The sequence below is a fragment of the Ornithinibacillus massiliensis genome (assembly GCF_018310345.1).
Lineage (GTDB): Bacteria > Bacillota > Bacilli > Bacillales > Amphibacillaceae > Ornithinibacillus > Ornithinibacillus massiliensis.
Genome location: NZ_JAGXBY010000003.1, coordinates 71,517 through 89,221, shown reverse-complemented (window position 1 = coordinate 89,221; position 17,705 = coordinate 71,517). Strand labels below are relative to the sequence as shown.

The 17,705-nt window shown below is 35.7% G+C and carries 20 protein-coding genes; 16 read left to right on the top strand and 4 right to left on the bottom strand.

From position 1 onward, the window contains the following. Nucleotides 1-319: 319 nt before the first annotated feature. From KGF86_RS09000 to KGF86_RS08990, 3 genes are all read left to right on the top strand, one after another. Entirely contained in the window at nucleotides 320-532 is a 213-nt protein-coding gene (locus tag KGF86_RS09000) for a PepSY domain-containing protein (RefSeq protein WP_186870055.1), read from the top strand. Nucleotides 533-1,004: 472 nt separating this feature from the next. Beyond that, nucleotides 1,005-1,469 carry an NUDIX hydrolase gene (locus KGF86_RS08995; RefSeq protein WP_186870056.1) on the top strand — a complete coding sequence of 155 codons (465 nt, stop codon included), beginning with the start codon at nucleotides 1,005-1,007 and terminating at the stop codon, nucleotides 1,467-1,469. Between the two features lie 165 nt (nucleotides 1,470-1,634). Then, nucleotides 1,635-2,174: an STM3941 family protein gene (locus KGF86_RS08990; RefSeq protein ID WP_186870057.1), complete on the top strand. Its 540-nt coding sequence runs from the start codon at nucleotides 1,635-1,637 to the stop codon at nucleotides 2,172-2,174. 27 nt (nucleotides 2,175-2,201) lie between these two features. Here KGF86_RS08990 and KGF86_RS08985 read toward each other — a convergent pair whose 3' ends face one another. Further along, the gene (locus KGF86_RS08985) at nucleotides 2,202-3,119 is read right to left on the bottom strand and encodes an SDR family oxidoreductase (protein ID WP_211741631.1); all 918 of its coding nucleotides are present in this window, start codon (nucleotides 3,117-3,119) and stop codon (nucleotides 2,202-2,204) included. Between the two features lie 139 nt (nucleotides 3,120-3,258). Between KGF86_RS08985 and KGF86_RS08980 the strand changes: the two genes are divergently transcribed. The 8 genes from KGF86_RS08980 (at nucleotide 3,259) to KGF86_RS08950 (ending at nucleotide 9,402) form a co-directional block, all read left to right on the top strand. Then, nucleotides 3,259-3,426 (top strand): hypothetical protein, encoded by a 168-nt coding sequence (locus KGF86_RS08980; protein ID WP_186870059.1) that lies wholly within the window; start codon nucleotides 3,259-3,261, stop codon nucleotides 3,424-3,426. Between the two features lie 166 nt (nucleotides 3,427-3,592). Further along, nucleotides 3,593-4,423, top strand: a complete 831-nt coding sequence (locus KGF86_RS08975; RefSeq protein ID WP_211741630.1) for a mechanosensitive ion channel family protein — start codon at nucleotides 3,593-3,595, stop codon at nucleotides 4,421-4,423. Between the two features lie 149 nt (nucleotides 4,424-4,572). Beyond that, nucleotides 4,573-5,772: an alanyl-tRNA editing protein gene (locus KGF86_RS08970; protein ID WP_211741629.1), complete on the top strand. Its 1,200-nt coding sequence runs from the start codon at nucleotides 4,573-4,575 to the stop codon at nucleotides 5,770-5,772. 469 nt (nucleotides 5,773-6,241) lie between these two features. After that, nucleotides 6,242-8,071 carry a MotA/TolQ/ExbB proton channel family protein gene (locus KGF86_RS08965; RefSeq protein ID WP_211741628.1) on the top strand — a complete coding sequence of 610 codons (1,830 nt, stop codon included), beginning with the start codon at nucleotides 6,242-6,244 and terminating at the stop codon, nucleotides 8,069-8,071. Further along, nucleotides 8,061-8,753, top strand: coding sequence for an OmpA family protein (locus tag KGF86_RS08960; RefSeq protein WP_186870063.1), 693 nt, complete (start codon nucleotides 8,061-8,063; stop codon nucleotides 8,751-8,753). Before KGF86_RS08965 ends, KGF86_RS08960 begins: the two co-directional genes overlap by 11 nt. Before the next feature lie 96 nt (nucleotides 8,754-8,849). Beyond that, a complete protein-coding gene (locus tag KGF86_RS08955) occupies nucleotides 8,850-8,999 on the top strand; it encodes a hypothetical protein (RefSeq protein WP_211742040.1) in 150 nt (49 codons plus the stop codon). A gap of 34 nt (nucleotides 9,000-9,033) precedes the next feature. Beyond that, nucleotides 9,034-9,162: a DUF6254 family protein gene (locus KGF86_RS19310; protein ID WP_222619035.1), complete on the top strand. Its 129-nt coding sequence runs from the start codon at nucleotides 9,034-9,036 to the stop codon at nucleotides 9,160-9,162. A 27-nt stretch (nucleotides 9,163-9,189) separates the two neighbouring features. Further along, entirely contained in the window at nucleotides 9,190-9,402 is a 213-nt protein-coding gene (locus tag KGF86_RS08950) for a hypothetical protein (protein WP_186870064.1), read from the top strand. Nucleotides 9,403-9,696: 294 nt separating this feature from the next. Here the strand turns inward: KGF86_RS08950 and KGF86_RS08945 are convergent, their stop codons facing one another. Both KGF86_RS08945 and KGF86_RS08940 read right to left on the bottom strand, forming a co-directional pair. Beyond that, the gene (locus KGF86_RS08945) at nucleotides 9,697-10,851 is read right to left on the bottom strand and encodes a dicarboxylate/amino acid:cation symporter (RefSeq protein ID WP_211741627.1); all 1,155 of its coding nucleotides are present in this window, start codon (nucleotides 10,849-10,851) and stop codon (nucleotides 9,697-9,699) included. Nucleotides 10,852-11,156: 305 nt separating this feature from the next. Further along, complete coding sequence (locus KGF86_RS08940; RefSeq protein ID WP_211741626.1) at nucleotides 11,157-11,984, bottom strand: FtsZ/tubulin family protein; 828 nt, start codon at nucleotides 11,982-11,984, stop codon at nucleotides 11,157-11,159. A 239-nt stretch (nucleotides 11,985-12,223) separates the two neighbouring features. Here KGF86_RS08940 and KGF86_RS08935 point away from each other — a divergent pair, with 239 nt between their 5' ends. The 4 genes from KGF86_RS08935 to KGF86_RS08920 all read left to right on the top strand — a co-directional run bounded on the left by KGF86_RS08935 (nucleotide 12,224) and on the right by KGF86_RS08920 (nucleotide 15,276). Continuing rightward, nucleotides 12,224-12,625, top strand: a complete 402-nt coding sequence (locus KGF86_RS08935; RefSeq protein ID WP_186870067.1) for a MarR family winged helix-turn-helix transcriptional regulator — start codon at nucleotides 12,224-12,226, stop codon at nucleotides 12,623-12,625. A gap of 17 nt (nucleotides 12,626-12,642) precedes the next feature. Next, nucleotides 12,643-13,857, top strand: a complete 1,215-nt coding sequence (locus KGF86_RS08930) for an MFS transporter (RefSeq protein WP_211741625.1) — start codon at nucleotides 12,643-12,645, stop codon at nucleotides 13,855-13,857. 137 nt (nucleotides 13,858-13,994) lie between these two features. Continuing rightward, entirely contained in the window at nucleotides 13,995-14,144 is a 150-nt protein-coding gene (locus tag KGF86_RS08925; RefSeq protein WP_186870069.1) for a hypothetical protein, read from the top strand. Between the two features lie 268 nt (nucleotides 14,145-14,412). Beyond that, nucleotides 14,413-15,276 (top strand): NAD-dependent epimerase/dehydratase family protein, encoded by an 864-nt coding sequence (locus KGF86_RS08920; protein WP_211741624.1) that lies wholly within the window; start codon nucleotides 14,413-14,415, stop codon nucleotides 15,274-15,276. A 476-nt stretch (nucleotides 15,277-15,752) separates the two neighbouring features. Here the strand turns inward: KGF86_RS08920 and KGF86_RS08915 are convergent, their stop codons facing one another. Continuing rightward, entirely contained in the window at nucleotides 15,753-16,619 is an 867-nt protein-coding gene (locus tag KGF86_RS08915; protein ID WP_186870071.1) for a proline iminopeptidase-family hydrolase, read from the bottom strand. A gap of 120 nt (nucleotides 16,620-16,739) precedes the next feature. Between KGF86_RS08915 and KGF86_RS08910 the strand changes: the two genes are divergently transcribed. Further along, nucleotides 16,740-17,492: a DUF4181 domain-containing protein gene (locus tag KGF86_RS08910; RefSeq protein WP_211741623.1), complete on the top strand. Its 753-nt coding sequence runs from the start codon at nucleotides 16,740-16,742 to the stop codon at nucleotides 17,490-17,492. Nucleotides 17,493-17,705: the final 213 nt, after the last annotated feature.

Genomic DNA, 17,705 nt, shown 5'->3' with positions numbered 1-17,705 from the left:
GAGATATTCTCTTTTTTGTTTTATAAACTTTTTTATGGGAAGAAAAAACTAAACGTTAAAAATATGATGCCTGCACTAATAGTTTTGATACGTATCGAATATGATGTCTAAGGAATGAATTAATATGATTCTAATCAAATTTTAATTTAACTGTTATTTTTCTTTAAGGATTTATGGCTATATTAAAGAAGAAGAGTAAAGGATCATGAACAATTACTATTCTCTGCAATTGAATATACACATAAGACACTTAAAAATTAGACATAACAATCAACGTACAGATGAACTTAACGATAATGAAGATTGGTAGGAGGAAAATATGGAACAAGCTACTTTCCCAAATTTAATCACAGAGCTTCAAGCAATTGAACTTGCAGAAAGTGTTATAGAAGGCACCGTTGTTCAAATGGTATTAGATGTAAACAAGGGCATATATATATACGAGCTAGAATTAAAAACAAAGAATGGAAACACTGCAATTGAATTAAATGCTATTACCGGTGAAGTAATACGATCATTAGATTCAAGGTAGGAATTAACAATGATTTCTTACTGATAGATAAAGGCATCATGAGGGTGTTTTTAGCAGATAGGAAAGTATTTAAACTTTTCCTCCCTGTATAAGAAAAAACACATTCGCTCTTCTTTTAGCGAATGTGTTTTTTCTTATGGTGGAATATTGGTGGTGATTACTTTTCGAATATCATGCTAGCACTTATAATGAAGGAATAGTCTGTCAAATATATTATTACTCAATGTAGCTTAAAGGATAAGGAAAGTACCGAAAAAGTAATAAGAATAGGCAAGTTCATTGGTAGTACTAACAACCATATCATTTCTAGTAATCATGAATATAGTTAAAATGAAGGATATTTTTAGCTTGCTTGTTTACCTTGTAACTGTACAAGTACTAGTCGAAAAAAACTACTTTATGGAGTAGGGAAGCTGTTCAGTAATTATCATCATCAAGTCCGATAGATAACTTTAGATAAAGGAGCAAATAGATGGGATATGTAGAGGATTTGAGGAAAATAGTAGGCCATAGACCGTTAATCTTTGTTGGTGCTGTGGCAATCATTACGAATACTGAAGGGAGTATTCTACTGCAACAACGAAGGTTTCCAAATGGGGTCTGGGGAATTCCTGGTGGGTTAATGGAACTTGGCGAATCAACGGAAGATGTAGCAAGAAGAGAAGTTAAGGAAGAAACCGGACTGACCATTGGTAGGCTTCACTTAATTAATGTCTATTCTGGCAAGGACCATTTTATTATTGCCGAAAATGGGGATCAATTTTACGTTGTGACAGTTGCTTATTATACTAATGAATATGAAGGTGAAATACAGGTGGACGAAGCAGAATCATTAACGTTTGAATTCTTTCCACCAACAGAATTACCAGAAAGAATGGTCGGAAGTCATCGAGAGATTATTAGGGAATATCTAAAGAAGCATAGGGGGAGAGTCTGATGTTCTATGACTCTCCTTAAGCCTACCAACTCCTGCTTTGTTTAATTTAAACTTTAATAGATAGTAAAATCTGACTAAAGTCCTGGTTTTTAGAGGGGACTTTTGCCCCTTGAAGCAATTAGAACAAAGGGTATACTCGGTAAAGTAACGGAAGGAGGGAGAATGATGAATGAATTAGTAATTTACCCTAAAAAAGGGAAGATGATCTTATATGGAATCGGTTGCTTTATTTTTGTAGCTATTGGGGCAATACTTTTTTTGGTAGGACTAATCGATAACGGTAGTGATCGTCTAAAGTTTATTCTTATCGGTGGAGTTGTTTTTGTCTTCTTTGGCCTTTGCATGGTTTATTGGGTAAAAACAATGGCAAAAAGAAAACCTGCTATTATAATTAATCATGAAGGAATAACAGATCAATCTACATATATTGCGGCTGGGTTAATTAGATGGGAAGAGATAGAAGATATCGATTTCATTCAATTTGGTGGGCAAACATACCTCGGGATTTTTACAAAAGATCCTGATTTAATTGTCAATCGAAGTAGCTCGGTTAAAAGAATGTTAAATCGGATGAACAAGGGAATATTACCTTCTCAAGTTAATATTCCGGTGAAAATATTGGATTGTTCGGTTGAAGAGCTTATTGATAGGATAAATAAAGAGTGGGAAAATCAAATGAGTCAAAATGAACCATCCACAATATAAAAATCGGGATACTAGTATCCCGATTTTTTATCCGAAGATCTCTCCGCCATTGACATGTAACACCTGGCCAGTTACAAAGCGTGAATCATCTGAGGCAAGATAAACAAAGGTTGGTGCTACTTCAAAAGGCTGGGCTTGACGGTCCATTAGGTTATTCACTTGTGTTACTTCATCCGCTGAGAAGCTTGCTGGGATTAACGGAGTCCAAATTCTACCAGGAGCAATGGCATTAACGCGAATTCCTTTATCGGCTAAATTTCTTGCAAGTGCACGGGTGAAGCCGATGTTTGCTCCTTTTGTTGCGGTATAATCGATTAATTGATCGTTGCCAAAAAATGTAACAACAGAGGCAGTATTTATAATGGAACTACCGGCCTTCAAGTATTTTAATGCTTCACGAGTAGTATAAAAGTGAGAATATATATTGACTTTAAACGTTTCATCGAATTGTTCATCGGATATATCTAATAAACTTAATTGTTGAAACTGGATGCCAACATGATTACAAAGGATATGCAGTTCGCCGAATGTTTCCAATGTCTGTTTGACAATATCAATACATTGTTGCTTTTCTCTGAGATCACCAGGTAAAAGCAGACATTGTCTACCAAACGCTTCTACTCTATTCTTAGTTCTATGGGCATCCTCGTGCTCATCCAAATAGGAAATCGCTACGTCAGCGCCTTCTTTGGCAAAAGCAATAGCGGCAGCTGCTCCCATACCACTGTCACCACCAGTTATTAATGCGACTTTTCCTTTTAATTTTCCACTACCTTTGTAATTGGGGTTCTCAATGATTGGTTGCGGCACCATGAGACTTTCGATTCCAGGCTGGCGGTATTGCCGTTGTTCGGGTACTGTTATCGGAACTTCCTGGTATTTGGTGATTTTTCCATAGTTAGGATACATTGGATAGGATTGATACTTAGAGTTATCTTTTGCCATACGAACGATTCCTCCTTCATGTTAATAATTACTTTATTCGATATGGGCGAATGGTGTGCCTGGTTGGAGTAGTACAGTCTCATTTATGCACGATGTCGAATAAAATAGCTAGAAATTAAGAATGGGAGGCTTCGGTATCATGAATTATTACTATAATCCAGAGGTTCAACTGCTGTTATTGAATCAATCCGATAGTAAGGTAATTGTATCTTATTTGCCTGGAATCCAATTTCGTTTGCCGTTGATAGCAAAAAGACCACCATATTTTAAGCATCCTAGATATGAACCGTATTATACGGTTATTTAATATCCGTGCTAGGGAATTTGGTTTAGGGGTTCCCTAGCACGTTTCTACATAAAGGAGTATTGGTTTATCGTTTGACGAAAGATGTTTAATTTTGATAGATTAAGGGAATACTTTATTTGTAATCTGTAAATAGATTACTAGATTTTTATAGGTTGAGGGTGAAATTATGTTAGATTGGATAGATGATATTAATTGGACAGATTTATTACTTCAAGTTGGAAATATTGCCATTCGAGTAATTGCCATTGTCATTTTGTATTTTATTGTGAAGTCTATAGGGACTCGTGCAATAAGGAAGGTATTTAATCGGAAACAAGATGAGATGAATTTAGGTAGAGCGAAGACATTAGAATCTATTACGCAAAATATATTTACATATTTCTTATTGTTTATTTTTGCCGGGTTTATTTTTTCTATCTTTCAATTTGATATTACTACTTTATTAGCGGGTGCCGGTATTGTGGGTCTAGCCATCGGTTTCGGTGCACAAGGTCTAGTCAGTGATGTGGTTACTGGGTTCTTTATTTTATTGGAGCAACAAATTGATGTTGGAGATTATGTGACAGTAGCAGGTAAAGATGGGGTAGTCGAGGAAGTTGGTCTTCGTACTACGAAATTAAGAGGAATGGATGGTACATTACACTTTGTACCCAACCGTGAAATTACGAATGTTAGTAATCATTCCCGAGGAAATATGCGAGCGCTTGTGGATATAGGTATATCCTATGATGATGATATTGATAAAGCGACACAAATTTTGCAGCAAGTATGTGAGCGGATTGCAGTAGAGGATGAGAACATCGTCGAAGGCCCAGATGTGATTGGTGTACAAGCTTTTGGTGCATCTGAGGTAGTACTTCGTGTGATTGCTAAAACAAAGAATGGAGAACAGTGGGCTGTCGAGCGGAATTTACGCAAAGCAATGAAAGAAGCGTTTGATCAAAACGGTATAGAAATACCTTTCCCACATCAAGTCCATATCAATAAGAATGCTTAAATATGAAGAGTAGCCGAGTAATGTTGGTTACTCTTCTTTACTTAGGATAAGTGTATGAGAATCCTATCTTCTATACTAAAACTTCCTTTCCTTTATTAAGAGGGGTATAGTAATAATCAAAAACTATCGTAATAAGAGGTGAAGAAAGCGTGAAGACAGAAAAGCTATATTATCAAGATCCATATTTGGGACGATTTACAGCAAGCATTTTACATAAAGGTAAAGATGAACAAGGACAGTTTTATGTTGTGTTAGACCAAACAGCATTTTATCCTACAGGTGGTGGACAACCTCATGATACAGGTACACTAGATGATATAGAGGTCTATAATGTAGTGGAAATAGATGGTAAAATTCGTCATTACCTAAATGGAACTCTGGACAAAGATCAGGAGTGTGTGGGTGAAATTGATTGGGAAAGACGTCTAGATCACATGCAACAGCATGCTGGACAACACATTCTTTCCGCTGCGTTTGAAGAAGAACATGGATATAAAACAGTTAGCTTTCACCTAGGTAAGGAACTTTGCTCGATTGATTTAGCAACAGACCTCCTTACGAAAGAAGAAGCATTAGCGGTAGAGAATATCGCTAATATCATAATTATAGAAAATCGACCAATTGAAACAAGATGGGTAACGAAGGATGAATTAATCCATTATCGTTTGAGAAAGAAAGTATCTGTATCGCAAAATATCCGACTAGTCATCATTCCGGACTTTGATTATAACGGTTGTGGTGGAACACATCCTAATTCAACTGGCCAAGTAGGGTCGATTGAAATTTTACATTGGGAAAACCATAAAAAACATACCCGTCTATATTTTGTCTGTGGAAAAAGAGTACGTCATCAATTACACGAAAAACACCAAGTTATTCAAGGTTTAACAGCAATACTAAGTACACCTCAAGAACAGTTGATAGAAGCTACAAAACGAGTAATAGAACAAACAAGGGAACTTGAAAATACGGTTAAAGATTTAAAGCTACAATTAATCGATTATGAAGCTGCTTCTTTAATGGAAAAGTATACCAATCAGATTGGTTTCCGATTAATTGAGCAGGTATTTGAAAATAGGACTATGCCTGAGATTCAACAATTAGCTAAAAATATTACTGCTAAATCAACTAATACATTAGTATTCTTTGTTAACGAAACTATTGATAAACTTCAAATCGTTTGTGCTTGCGGTTCTGATGTACCTATGAAAATGAACCAAGTGCTAAAGCAAGTATTACCACGGATTAATGGTAAAGGTGGAGGAACAGATACAATTGCACAAGGTGGTGGAGAAAAGCTAGTTACTGGTAAAGAATTAATGGCTGAGTTAGTGAAAGAATTAGATTAATGTAATACCTATTATTTTCAAAGATGCCAACTGTGTGTGGCATCTTTTTTGGATAAATTGTATTGGGCTTTCTAAATGGGATGGAAGGGAGGTAACGAAACGTCCTCGTCAGTGCCCAAAATGAGGAGGAACTGTCGACCAAGGTAACAGAGAGCACTCTTCAGTGCCCAAAATGAGGGGGAAACGCCGACTAAGGTAACAGAGAGCCTTCCTCAGTGCCCAAAATGAGGAGGAATCGCTGACCAAGGCAACAGATCGCCCTTGTCTGTTCCTTAAATAGGGAAGGACTACAAAAAAAGGTAACGTAAAATACCTAACATTACCCCAAGTAGAAAGCATTATCCCTGCAATATAACCCATTACATAATTTTCGCTATATTGTTCTGACAAGCATTCATGATTTATCTGGCTCCCGAATAGGATGTACTAATAAGCGTACAAGAATCTTATTTGGCGGGAGAGGTAAGTTGTGGTGCAAATTATATTAGAAATCTTTACAAGTAAGGAAAAGGCGGAAGCAATATTGTCAAGTCCTCTAATAGAGTTGATTTTTTTGATGCTTATACTAGGGTTTATTATTTCTGTTTTAGTTCATCTCATCGTATTTAATAAACTAAAAAAGCTACGAAATTACTTTAAAGAAACAAACAGAATGGATATTGAACCACTGGCATCATTTTACCAAGAGTTTGAAAGAAGGAGTCAAATTGAATCTGTTGCAGCAGAGACGTTTGTCCAGGAGAGGTTTTCAAGCTGGAGAATCTTTGGGATTCCTGTCGTGAATTTAATTAAAATGATACAAATGACAGTTTCGGTGTTTATATTGCTTGGTGTTCTTGGAACCTTTATTGGTTTAACTATTTCACTTGGAACCATTAATGCTACAGGAGAACAACTAGTAGAAAATATTGCAGCAGTATTAGCAGGAATTGACGTTGCCTTTTACACGAGTATTGCAGGTATGGGATTTTCTTTAATTATGACGATTTTGGTAAAAGCGTTTAATACAGAGCATATGCTTACCGACATTATGCTGAAAGTAGAATCAAGTCTAGAAGGAAATGATGAAAATAGCATGGGGCGTTTGATTCAAGTCTCAGAAATGATTAATCAGTCCATCGTTCAATTACAAGAATCGAATCAACAATCTCTAGGTAATATTGAACGAGCTTTTGAAGGATTTCAAGAATATACAACAGGTTTACAACAATCAGCAAAGGATTTAGCAGCCTTCAATGATGGATTATCAAAGAACCTAGGCGAATTTCATCAACTTTTTAATCAAATGAAAGAGGTAACAGCTGGATTTAGTGAAGGGACTGCTCGATTAAACGCGAACTTTGATTCACTATTTGCTTACTTTAATAAAGTAGAGGAAAAGAATGAGCGTATTGTTAAAACGGTTGAGGGGACATATGAACAAATTAAAGAAGCATCTGATACGCAAAAAGAATCCTTACTTCATATGAAAAATGTCGTATCTGATTTGAAGGACTTCACATCATCAATCTTACAAGGACAAAAAACAGTAGGGGATTCGATCGGTCAAATTGTAAATCAAAGTAATCAATTAGTTAAACGAATGGATAGTCATAATAAAGAGTTTAAACAAATTTTCGGAAATGATTTATCGTCTAGATTGGCAGGGATTACAACTTATTTAGGGGAGCTTTCAAGGGAATTCGATCGACTAGGGGAATCGATTTCTGGCCTGCCAGAAGCACTAGATGTTATTAATCATACACAAGCAGAATATAAACAACTTTTAACGGATCGGTTTGAGGAATTGAAGCATTTTAATCGAACCTTTAGTAATCATTTGAAAGAGCATACGACAGAATCGGTAGCATTTGAAAGGCATCTACGTGAAGTAACGAAAACATTTGAACAAGTAAGCATGAAAAATAACCAACTGATGCAGGAAATCGATTCGAAAATATCTCAGATGAACCAATCCTATAATCATCGAGAGAATCAAATGGAAGCGAGTGTAACAGTTTTAAAGGATGCTCTTACTAACTATATCAATAACTTTGAAGGCTCATTTGGTAATCGTATAGACCAGGTAGTTCGTAACATATCACACTCCATGGATAATACGAATGAACATATTAAACGTGAATTTATGGAAATCCGCAGATTAAACGAGCAAATACAACAAACGAATGGACAGAATTTACAACACATACTCCAAGAATTAGGAAGAGAGATGCAAGCATTAATTAGGCAACTTAGTGTTGTCAGTCAACAAGGGCCATCAAGACCTCCGGGAATAGGAATGAATCAAAATGGATACTAAATACCAGCGATTATTTAAGCGAGAAAATGATGAGGGACAGTTTTGGCCATCCTTCACTGATGTACTGACGATTATTTTGTTATGCTTTATCTTAATTTTCATTGTTATGATGGTCATCAAATCATTACAAATAGAAGAGATGAAGCGGACGATTGATCAAATTATGGGGGTTAGAGTACATTTAGTGAATGAGCTTAAGGCTGAATTTAATGATTCTACCACAGGAATCACAGTGGATGATAAAACCGGTGCCATTCTATTTGATACGGATATTCTGTTTGAATTTGATCGAGCGGATTTAAGGCCCGAGTCGTATCAATTCCTAGACGAGTTTGTGCCAAAATATCTAGATGTGTTATTAGAGAGTGGTTATGAAGATTATGTGGCTGAAATTATTATTGAAGGGCATACAGACCGAAGTGGTGGATATCTATACAACTTAGAGCTTGCCCAGGGCAGGGCATTTAGTGTTGCCTCCTATATATTAGGAGAAGAATTCCCCTATAAAAATATCCAAGAACATTTGGAACAAAAATTAACGGTCAATAGTAAATCCTATACAGATTACCGAACGGATGAAAATGGCGAATATAGTGCAGAAGCGTCGAGGCGAGTAGAATTTAAGTTTCGTTTAAAGGATGAAGAAATATTGAACCGCACAAGAGAGATACTAGGTGAATAAAAATCACCAAAGTAGTATGATCCGCCTTATTTCTTTGGTTAATAGCATATTTCTAAATTTGCTGTTCCATACTATAAGAAAAAGGAGGATAAGGCAATGGCGAAGAATACAAAGAAAAATCGTCCTGACCAAAAAAATAAACAAGGCTTCGACTCAAGTGTTCAAGATACAGAATTTTCGACAGAGTTTGGAGCGCCAAAACTAATCAAGCACATAAAGCTAAAGCAAAAAAGCAAGACAAAATAAACAAGGATAAATGACATGGTAAGGAGAATTCTGCATGACTGATTCAAAAAGAGAAAAAGATAGACAATGGCAAGCGAGAAAGAATGCTAAAAATCCGCATGGTAAGGTAAAATCTATGGACCAGTTAGCAGATGAAGCAATGAAAAATGAAAAAAGATCTTAATATAATATGAAGCTAAGGAGTATCAGGATGAAAAACCTTTCACATGATCAAATAATTAAAGAGCTAAATGAGCTATTAAATGAGGATGTCACCAACGTTTTTGAAGAACAGCTAAAAGCTGCTGGAGAACATGGAATACCGAGCTTTATCATTTCCAATCAGGAAGGGAAGGAAATCGAAGTTGCGGTGGAATGGGATAAAGAAGCAGATCAACTTTATTACAAGATTATAAAGGATTAAGGAGAATCTAGCTTTTATTAAAAAAATCATACGAGTGACCCAACCTATTAGTACCCAATTGGAGATCCTGATGTGCTATATGTATCTATTGATGAGACTATAAAAGGAAGTATAGTTCCTAAAAGGCGAAAAAAATGGCAATGAAATGTGATTGCTTCTCTTGGTCTATGGATTATCTAAATAAAGTTCGCTTGTTGGGCTGTGACATAATTCTAATTTAAGGTGACTATTTATATCACCAAAAAACAGACAGCCTCTCGCAATCGTTATTTTTCGAGAACTGTCTGTTTTTAGTTACCTTTTAAAGATAGTATTGACAATCGATGTGATCGCACCATCACCAGTGACATTACACGCTGTTCCTAAACTGTCTTGGGCAAGATATAGGGCTATCATCAACGATACCATTGCTTGATTAAAACCAAGCATAGTTTCTAAGAGTCCAATAGCTGCCATAACAGCTCCACCAGGAACACCAGGTGCTGCCACCATTGTAATTCCTAACATTAAAATAAATGGAAGGTAGGACTGCATAGTAGCTGGTTCACCATTAAGAAATAATACTGCTAGTGAACAACTTATAAGTGTAATAGTACTACCCGATAAATGGATATTAGCATATAAAGGAATAGTAAAATCCGCAATGGATTCCTTTACGCCTAAGGATTTCGTTTGCTTTAAGGTTACTGGTATTGTTGCAGCTGAAGACTGTGTACCTAAAGCAGTAAAATAGGCTGGGGACATTTTTTTTAACATTACAAAAGGATTTTGTCGACTTAGCGTACCTGCAATAGAATATTGCAACACTAGGTATAATAGATGCAGAATAAGAATCATCAACATTACTTTTGCAAAAACAGTAATAATGGTTGCCACTTGCCCCGTATACGTCATATTTGCAAAGATCCCTAAGATGTGAAAAGGAAGTAATGGAATAATAACTTTTTCTATTACTAATTGAACAATGGCACGTAGGTCTAAAAAGATACCAAGTAATTTTTCACTGTGAATAGAAGCTAGACCAATTCCTAGCACAAACGAAATAATTAACGCAGTCACAACCTCGAACGGTGGTGTCATAGGAACGGTAAAGAAAGGCTCTGTTAATCCTTCTGTTGGATCTGTCACCGAATGTAAGGATTGTCCATTTAGTAAAGAAGGATAAAGGGACTTTGCTACGAGAAATGCAATAATTCCAGCTAATATAGTAGATGCATAAGCAAAAAAAGCACTTATACCGAGAAGTTTTCCAGCTCCACGGCCAATTTCTCCTATTCCTGGTGTTATAAATCCTAAAATAATGAACGGGATAATAAAGCTAATAAAATTACCAAAGATGCTATTAAAAGTAGCAAGCAGCTGAATAAACCACTCATTGACAAATGAACCAATAATAATTCCTACTATAATGGCAATAATAATTTTTGTTAGTAATCCGAAATTCTTCAAGATTCCCCCTCTTTTCTAATTATGATTAAATATCTGTATTTTACTATATAATCGTAGGAAATTTAAGAGAAAATGTATTCTGAAAGTTGAAAGGGATTACGTTATAGGTATGGGGGATAGTCCTATTAGGTTTCGGACTACCCTCCATACATTATTGTCTATTCTTAGGATAGCGTTCCTTCCCCTTCATATCATTTAATTCTTCTTTACTTTTATTTTTTTTCTTCTTATTTTTAGCCATGTTAATCCCTCCTTATGGCTTAGTTTGAACGATTCATTTAATTTAATGTAAGTATAAATATTTGTTACTTGGGTTCTGCTAGCCATTTTCGTATCACTTTCTTATATTTAGAGAACGTATTTTTGTTGGATTTTAATGGGGCAGCAACGGGATCCTGTATACCATTTACTAGTAATGAAATGTTGAAAAGGTGGCCAGGCTTATCAATTAAATAAGAACCAATTTTAAATAAATCAGCTTTATCAAACAAGTCATTAAGGCGGAGATTAATTTGTCTAAAGGCTTCCATATCTACATCTCTTGTGTAGCCGATGTTAATAATTAACTGCTTTGCTTCGGTAAAATCCTTCGGCAGATAGGGAGTTGAAATTAGGTATTTAAGTGGTTCGTCAAAACTTCTGCCTTCAATCGTATGTATAAAAAGGGGGCCACGGTTCAGAGCAATAAAAGCTTTAACATCATGATAATCAATATTCACCTTTCCTGTATCCTCTACCATCTCCCGTATAGTACCGATTGCCCTCTCTTCAATTGCATCAAAGGCTTGATGTGCCTCATGGATAGGAATTGATGGATCTATCGTTTTCATTAGTTCATCACTGTGGAAGAAGATGATAGCATCACAATAATCTTTCATGATGAAGTATTGTTCACGGGCAGTCAATTTTCTACGTTTTCCTTCAAATCGAAATGGGAAGCGGAAGAGACCGATAAGTAATGGTTTACTCTTTTTTAAATTCTGTAGTTTATGGCTTAATGCCTCCGTCTCGCCGGGATTACCACCAATAAAACGATAAAAGCAGATATTATCTTCCTGAAGTTCTATAATAGTCGCTTGTTTTTGATCCGAAACGTCCGTTTTCCTCTTAAATGGTTCAAAAATTCTCTCCATGTCGCCTCTCCCAACTCTATTATTTCATTATTTTCACCATAATATCAGATAAATCTAGTAAAGTTTGTCGTTTTCTGTTAAGAATAAAGACTTATTTTGTTGAAATAAGAAGTAAGGTATAGTAGCAATAGATAATTGTTCTAATATTACTTTTAAAGTAAGGCCTATACAGAAGTGAAAAATAGGTGTAAGATTAGCATGATAGAAATACTTACCTAGGTAAGTAATGGAGGTCCGTGATGAAAAACCGTGATATCATTCATTTATTCAATCAACGTGTTCGTTCTATAAATAAACAATTGAATGATCGATTACAGTCACATGATTTATATCATGCTCAATGGTCGATTATGTACTACTTGTACGAGAATGGTCCCAAAACGCAAACAGAGATCACAAACTATCTTCATGTGAATCCACCTACGATTACTAGAACGGTTAAGCGAATGGAAGAGAATGGCTGGGTCAATCGCGTAGTAGGAAAAGACAGGCGACAGCATTATATTAAATTAACAAATGAGGCGATAGAACGGTATAAGGAAATTGAAAAGATCGTAGCGGACCATGAGGAGGAGATTCTTTCCCGATTGTCGGAAGAAGAAAAGGAATTATTTCATAACATATTATTGAAACTAGAATAAGGAGAATTTATTACAGCATGTATAATCATAAGGCTAAGATTTGGACAAAAGATTTTATAAACATTTCATTGACACAATTTATCGTATTTATAGGTTTTTACACGTTGCTTACTACGCTTCCTTTGTATGTGTTGAATGATTTAGGTGGTTCGGAAGCGGAAGGTGGACTTGTTGTAACGATTATGTTAATTGCAGCTATTGCCATGAGACCTATATCAGGTAATCTTTTAGATAAATTTGGTAAGAAAAAGACGTTATTATGGAGCACGGGCTTGTTTACAGGTACCATGTTTTTTTATTTTTTTATAGATAGTTTCGTAGGATTAATGTTTTTAAGATTTATTCATGGTCTTTCTTTTGGGGTTGTGACAACTGCTGCTAGTGCAATTGCGGCAGACATCGTGCCAAATGAAAGAAAGGGTGCGGGTTTAGGGTATTTTGCAATGGCTACTAATATTGCAATGGTTGTTGGGCCTTTTATTGGATTAACGCTTATCCAGTTTATATCGTATAAGGTGCTATTTGTCTTGATCAGTATTATTGCTGTGGTAGGTGTTATTTGTGCCATGCAAGTAAACATTCCACAGGAAATATATAAAAGCAGAGATCAGAAAGATAAGAAATTAACTTTAGATGCCCTAATTGAGGTCAAAGCGCTTTCGATTGCGGCTATTAGTTTGCTAGTTGGATTAGCATACTCTAGTATTCTTTCCTATGTCAGTGTCTTTGCTGATGCGAATGGATTATCTCATGTAGCAAATTATTTCTTTGTCGTCTTTGCTGCTGTTATGATCATAGCTCGGCCGTCATTTGGACAATTATTTGATGTAAAAGGACCAAAATATGTAATTATTCCATCCTTAGTCATATTCAGTGTTGGATTAGTCATGTTAAGTTATGTGGAATCAGCTTGGATGTTTCTAATAACAGCGGGGATTATTGGCCTTGGAAGTGGGTCTTTGCTACCGAGCTTTCAAACGATGTGCATTCAAGCAGGTAGTCCAGGGAGAAGTGGACATGCTACGGCTACATTTTATATTTTCTGGGATATAGGAATCGCAACAGGTTCTTATGTACTTGGAATGATTGTAGCGAGATATAATTTTCACGTAATGTATATAACTTGTGCTGTATTACTTATAGTAGTTCTAGCTTTATTTATGATTCAGCAAACCCAACATGGGAGACGTATTAAAGTAGAACAATCTGCCGCTACTCAAAATCTACAATAGCTTGGTTTCAGCCTTTAGACCGAAAATCCCTACTGATAAAGTAGGGATTTTTTGTGGTTATAAATCGGTCGCTGTTCCGAGTTTAAAAAACGTCAGAGTGTGTATGATAGAAGTATGAAAACTAAGGAGGAATTCAAATGAATTATGATATAAATAGACTTATAGCAGAAGGAAGAATAAAAGAAATGAGGGATTACGCTTATCAAAATAATTTAGTTGTAAGTCTTAAAAAAGTAAAGCAACTAAATTCACAAAAAGTAAAACCCATTAATAAAGAAGTAGTGTAGAAGCACAACTCCGATAGTTAGATAGATATAGGGGAGCCCCGGAAGTGTAAACTTCCGGGAAAGGAGTACATAGCTTTTTTGAGCAGTTCTAGCTCTTGTACTGAAAGTAACCGATATAGACAGTTCGATGTATGTCTTATAAGTGTTCAAATTAATTGTAACTGCCACTAATTTTATGAATTTTTAACTAATGTGAATGTATCTTTCTTGTTATTTTTCTATTCCTATCCCATAATGGACTCACGAGATTGAGAAAGGGGATGGCTAGATGAAATCTGCTTTAGTATTTGGGGGAACTAGATTCTTTGGTGTGAATTTAATAGAAAAATTATTAGATAATGGTGTGAAGGTTACAGTGGCTACTAGACAATCGAGCGAAGATTCGTTTGGGGATAAGGTAGAACGGTTGAAGGTAGATCGCTTTGACGAAGCATCTGTTCGGGAAGCCGTACAAGGGAAAAAATGGGACGTTGTGTTCGATCAGCTTTGTTTTTCTTCCAATGATGCAGAAATTATTGCCAATGCCATGGAGGGGAAAATAAAGCGTTATGTATTTACATCCACATTGTCTGTTTACGATTATGGGATGAACATGGATGAAAAAGTCTATGATCCATATACTTACGAGTTGAAAATGGTAGATAGGCAAGAAGTGACGTATCAAGAAGGAAAACGTCAGGCAGAAGCTTATTTATTTCAAAAAGTCTCCTTTCCAGTTGTAGCAATGCGAATCCCAATTGTACTGGGTGAACAGGATTATACAAAACGATTAGTACATTATGTGGAAAGTGCAAAAGAGGGAAGGGAAGTCTATTTCCCAAATCCTAAAGCAGAAATGTGCTTTGTTCATCAAAAAGAAGCTGGGGAATTTTTAGCTTGGATTGCTGAAACAAACTTTACTGGACCAATTAATGTTAGTGCCAATGGCTTTATTACCATGGAGAATCTAATGCAACTTATTTCTGAAAAGACTGGAAAAGAAGTAATCATTACTACCAACAAGGAGTTGGAATCTCCTTATGCTATTCAAGAAACATGGACATTAAGCAATGAAAAAGCAAAAGCGCTTGGTTATAACTTTACAAACCTAAATGATTGGTTACCAGCTTTAATTAGGGAATTATCGAAATAACCTTAAATTGTTTGAGGCTGGGACATAACTAAAAGCTAAATGTAAAACCGAATGATACACGGTACTAGATCCGGAAATATACGTAGACTCCTGCGGGAGGATAGGCTTAGGTGAGACCCCTAAAGAAGTAGCACGAGGAGGCTAAGGCAGCCGCCCGGCGGCATGGTAGACACTGCGATGGTCTTTTCGAGCAGATGTCGCCCCTGTACCGGAAGCAACCGCAAGTATATTTCCGGAGCGTGGTCATTGTTCATCATTCGGTTTTTCCTTTAAGATAAATTGTTTTTACCCAGCCTCTATTAATTTAAAAAATGTCTGAATGTTTCTTACTCTCAGATGGCGATATGTATACGATGAATGTATATGAAACTAGCTGAGGAAAGCAGTGATAAGAGGAGAGGGAATCGTAGAGACTATCTTTTCAGTTTTAATTCATCAATATAAGAGACTGGACTAGTCCAATCTCTTATATAATTTTAAGTTAAGAATGCTTTTGTTACGCGAAAAAATTCATCAGGTTCTTCGATATAAGGCATGTGAGCACTATTTTCAAAGACATGAAACTTGCTGTTCGGTGTTAGACTACTAAAATACTCCGTTGACTCAGGAGTTGCTTCATCGAACCGACCACATGTAAATAAGGTTGGGACGGCTATTTTATGTAATTCCTTTGTACAGTCATAGGTCTTTAGATTACCAGCAACATGAAATTCAGATGCACCCCACATGATATTGTAAATTTTGGAGTTTCTATATTTAGCTCCTTCTTTAAGAAATTCAGGTCGTTCTGATTCCGGTAACCTACATACAAAATAATCATTAAATACTTTAGTTGCCTTTTTATATTCTTCTGAGTCAATCATCCCATTTTCTTCACATTCTTTTATAGTGGTCTGTATTTCTAATGGTAGCTTTTGAAGATTTCGCTGTTGATCTTTAGCCCATATCGGAGCACTTAAGCATGGACTGGAAAAGATAATACTTGCGACATCCTCAGGATAAGATAAATAATATGCAGCAGCCAAAGTTGTTCCCCAAGAGTGTCCAAGAATATGTAATGTTTTCAAGCCCAGACCATCTTTTAACTGTTTCACTTCATGGACAAATCTATCAATATTCCATAATGAATCATCTTCTGGTCGGTCTGACTTCCCACAACCTAACTGATCATATAGTATTACAGGTCGTACACTTGCTAGTTCTTTTAACCCTTGTAAGGACCAATGAGAAGAACCAGGTCCACCATGTAAGATAAGAACAGGGGCATTATCCGTTTGCTGGTCATGGATTTGATACCAAACTTTCCCACCAGATACTTCTATATATCCCTCATTAATTGGCATCAACATTATCTCCTTTTTCTATGCTTATTATTTTATACTATCATTACTTTAGAAAATTTAACAAATAAAGGTTAATATGATATATTATTGTTAATATTCTGTATATGAAAGAAGGGAAGAATGATAAGAGATATTATTATATTTGTAATTATAGTAAGTGTAATTTTAAATGTTGTTAAATTTATCATCCGTAAACTATTTGCAATACCATCTGATTGGGGGGGATATCAACCAATTAATAATACGCATAAATGGGGGAGGCGTATTTTTTCTCTGCTTTTTGTTCTCTCAATCTTTGCATTTATATTTGAAATTGGTTATGGATTTATCTATATCATTATAGGATCATTGTTCGCTTTATCTATTTTCGAAGCCTGTATGGAATGGATATATGAGCCAGAAGAAAAGCAATATATCATTTCTATTATAGAATCAAGTGCATTTGCTGTAATGTTTATTGGTATTCTAATTATCTCCTTGCAAACATTAACGTTTGAAGAGGCGTTAAAAGAATATGGTTATATCGACATTGATTCCGTTGAACAGATAGAAGTTCAAAATGTAGCTTGGAACGAGGAAGAAAAGGAGTTATGGAATAAAACAACGGTGAAAAGAGAAGTAATGATAGATGATCCTAAGTTGATTCGTGAAATATTCCATGAGTTACATGAACTAAAATATCGGGAGCGACCAATTCATCATGAAAATCGGGATAATTACTATCGGTTAAGCATAAAAGGGAAGAGCAATTTCGATATCACGGTTTATGATAAATGTATAGCATTTTATTTAGCGGATTATCAGTCCTATCGGATTCTTGATGAAAATAGTATGTATGAGTTCCTAGAAGAGATGGAACTAGGTTGGGAATAGTTTAGGTTTAACTTGCGTGTATGAATTTCAAAAGATAATCAGAGCTCAACAATGTATTTTGGTTAATAGCTCCGGAAATAAGAGTGACACTAGGGATTAAACCATAATGGTTCTGTTACACCGATAGTTTTTTTCCCGTTAGGTATTCTTGGGGAAGTGGGTCTTTTCGAGAGGTTTATTCTTGAAGTGGCCCGTCAAATATTTCCGGAGCTT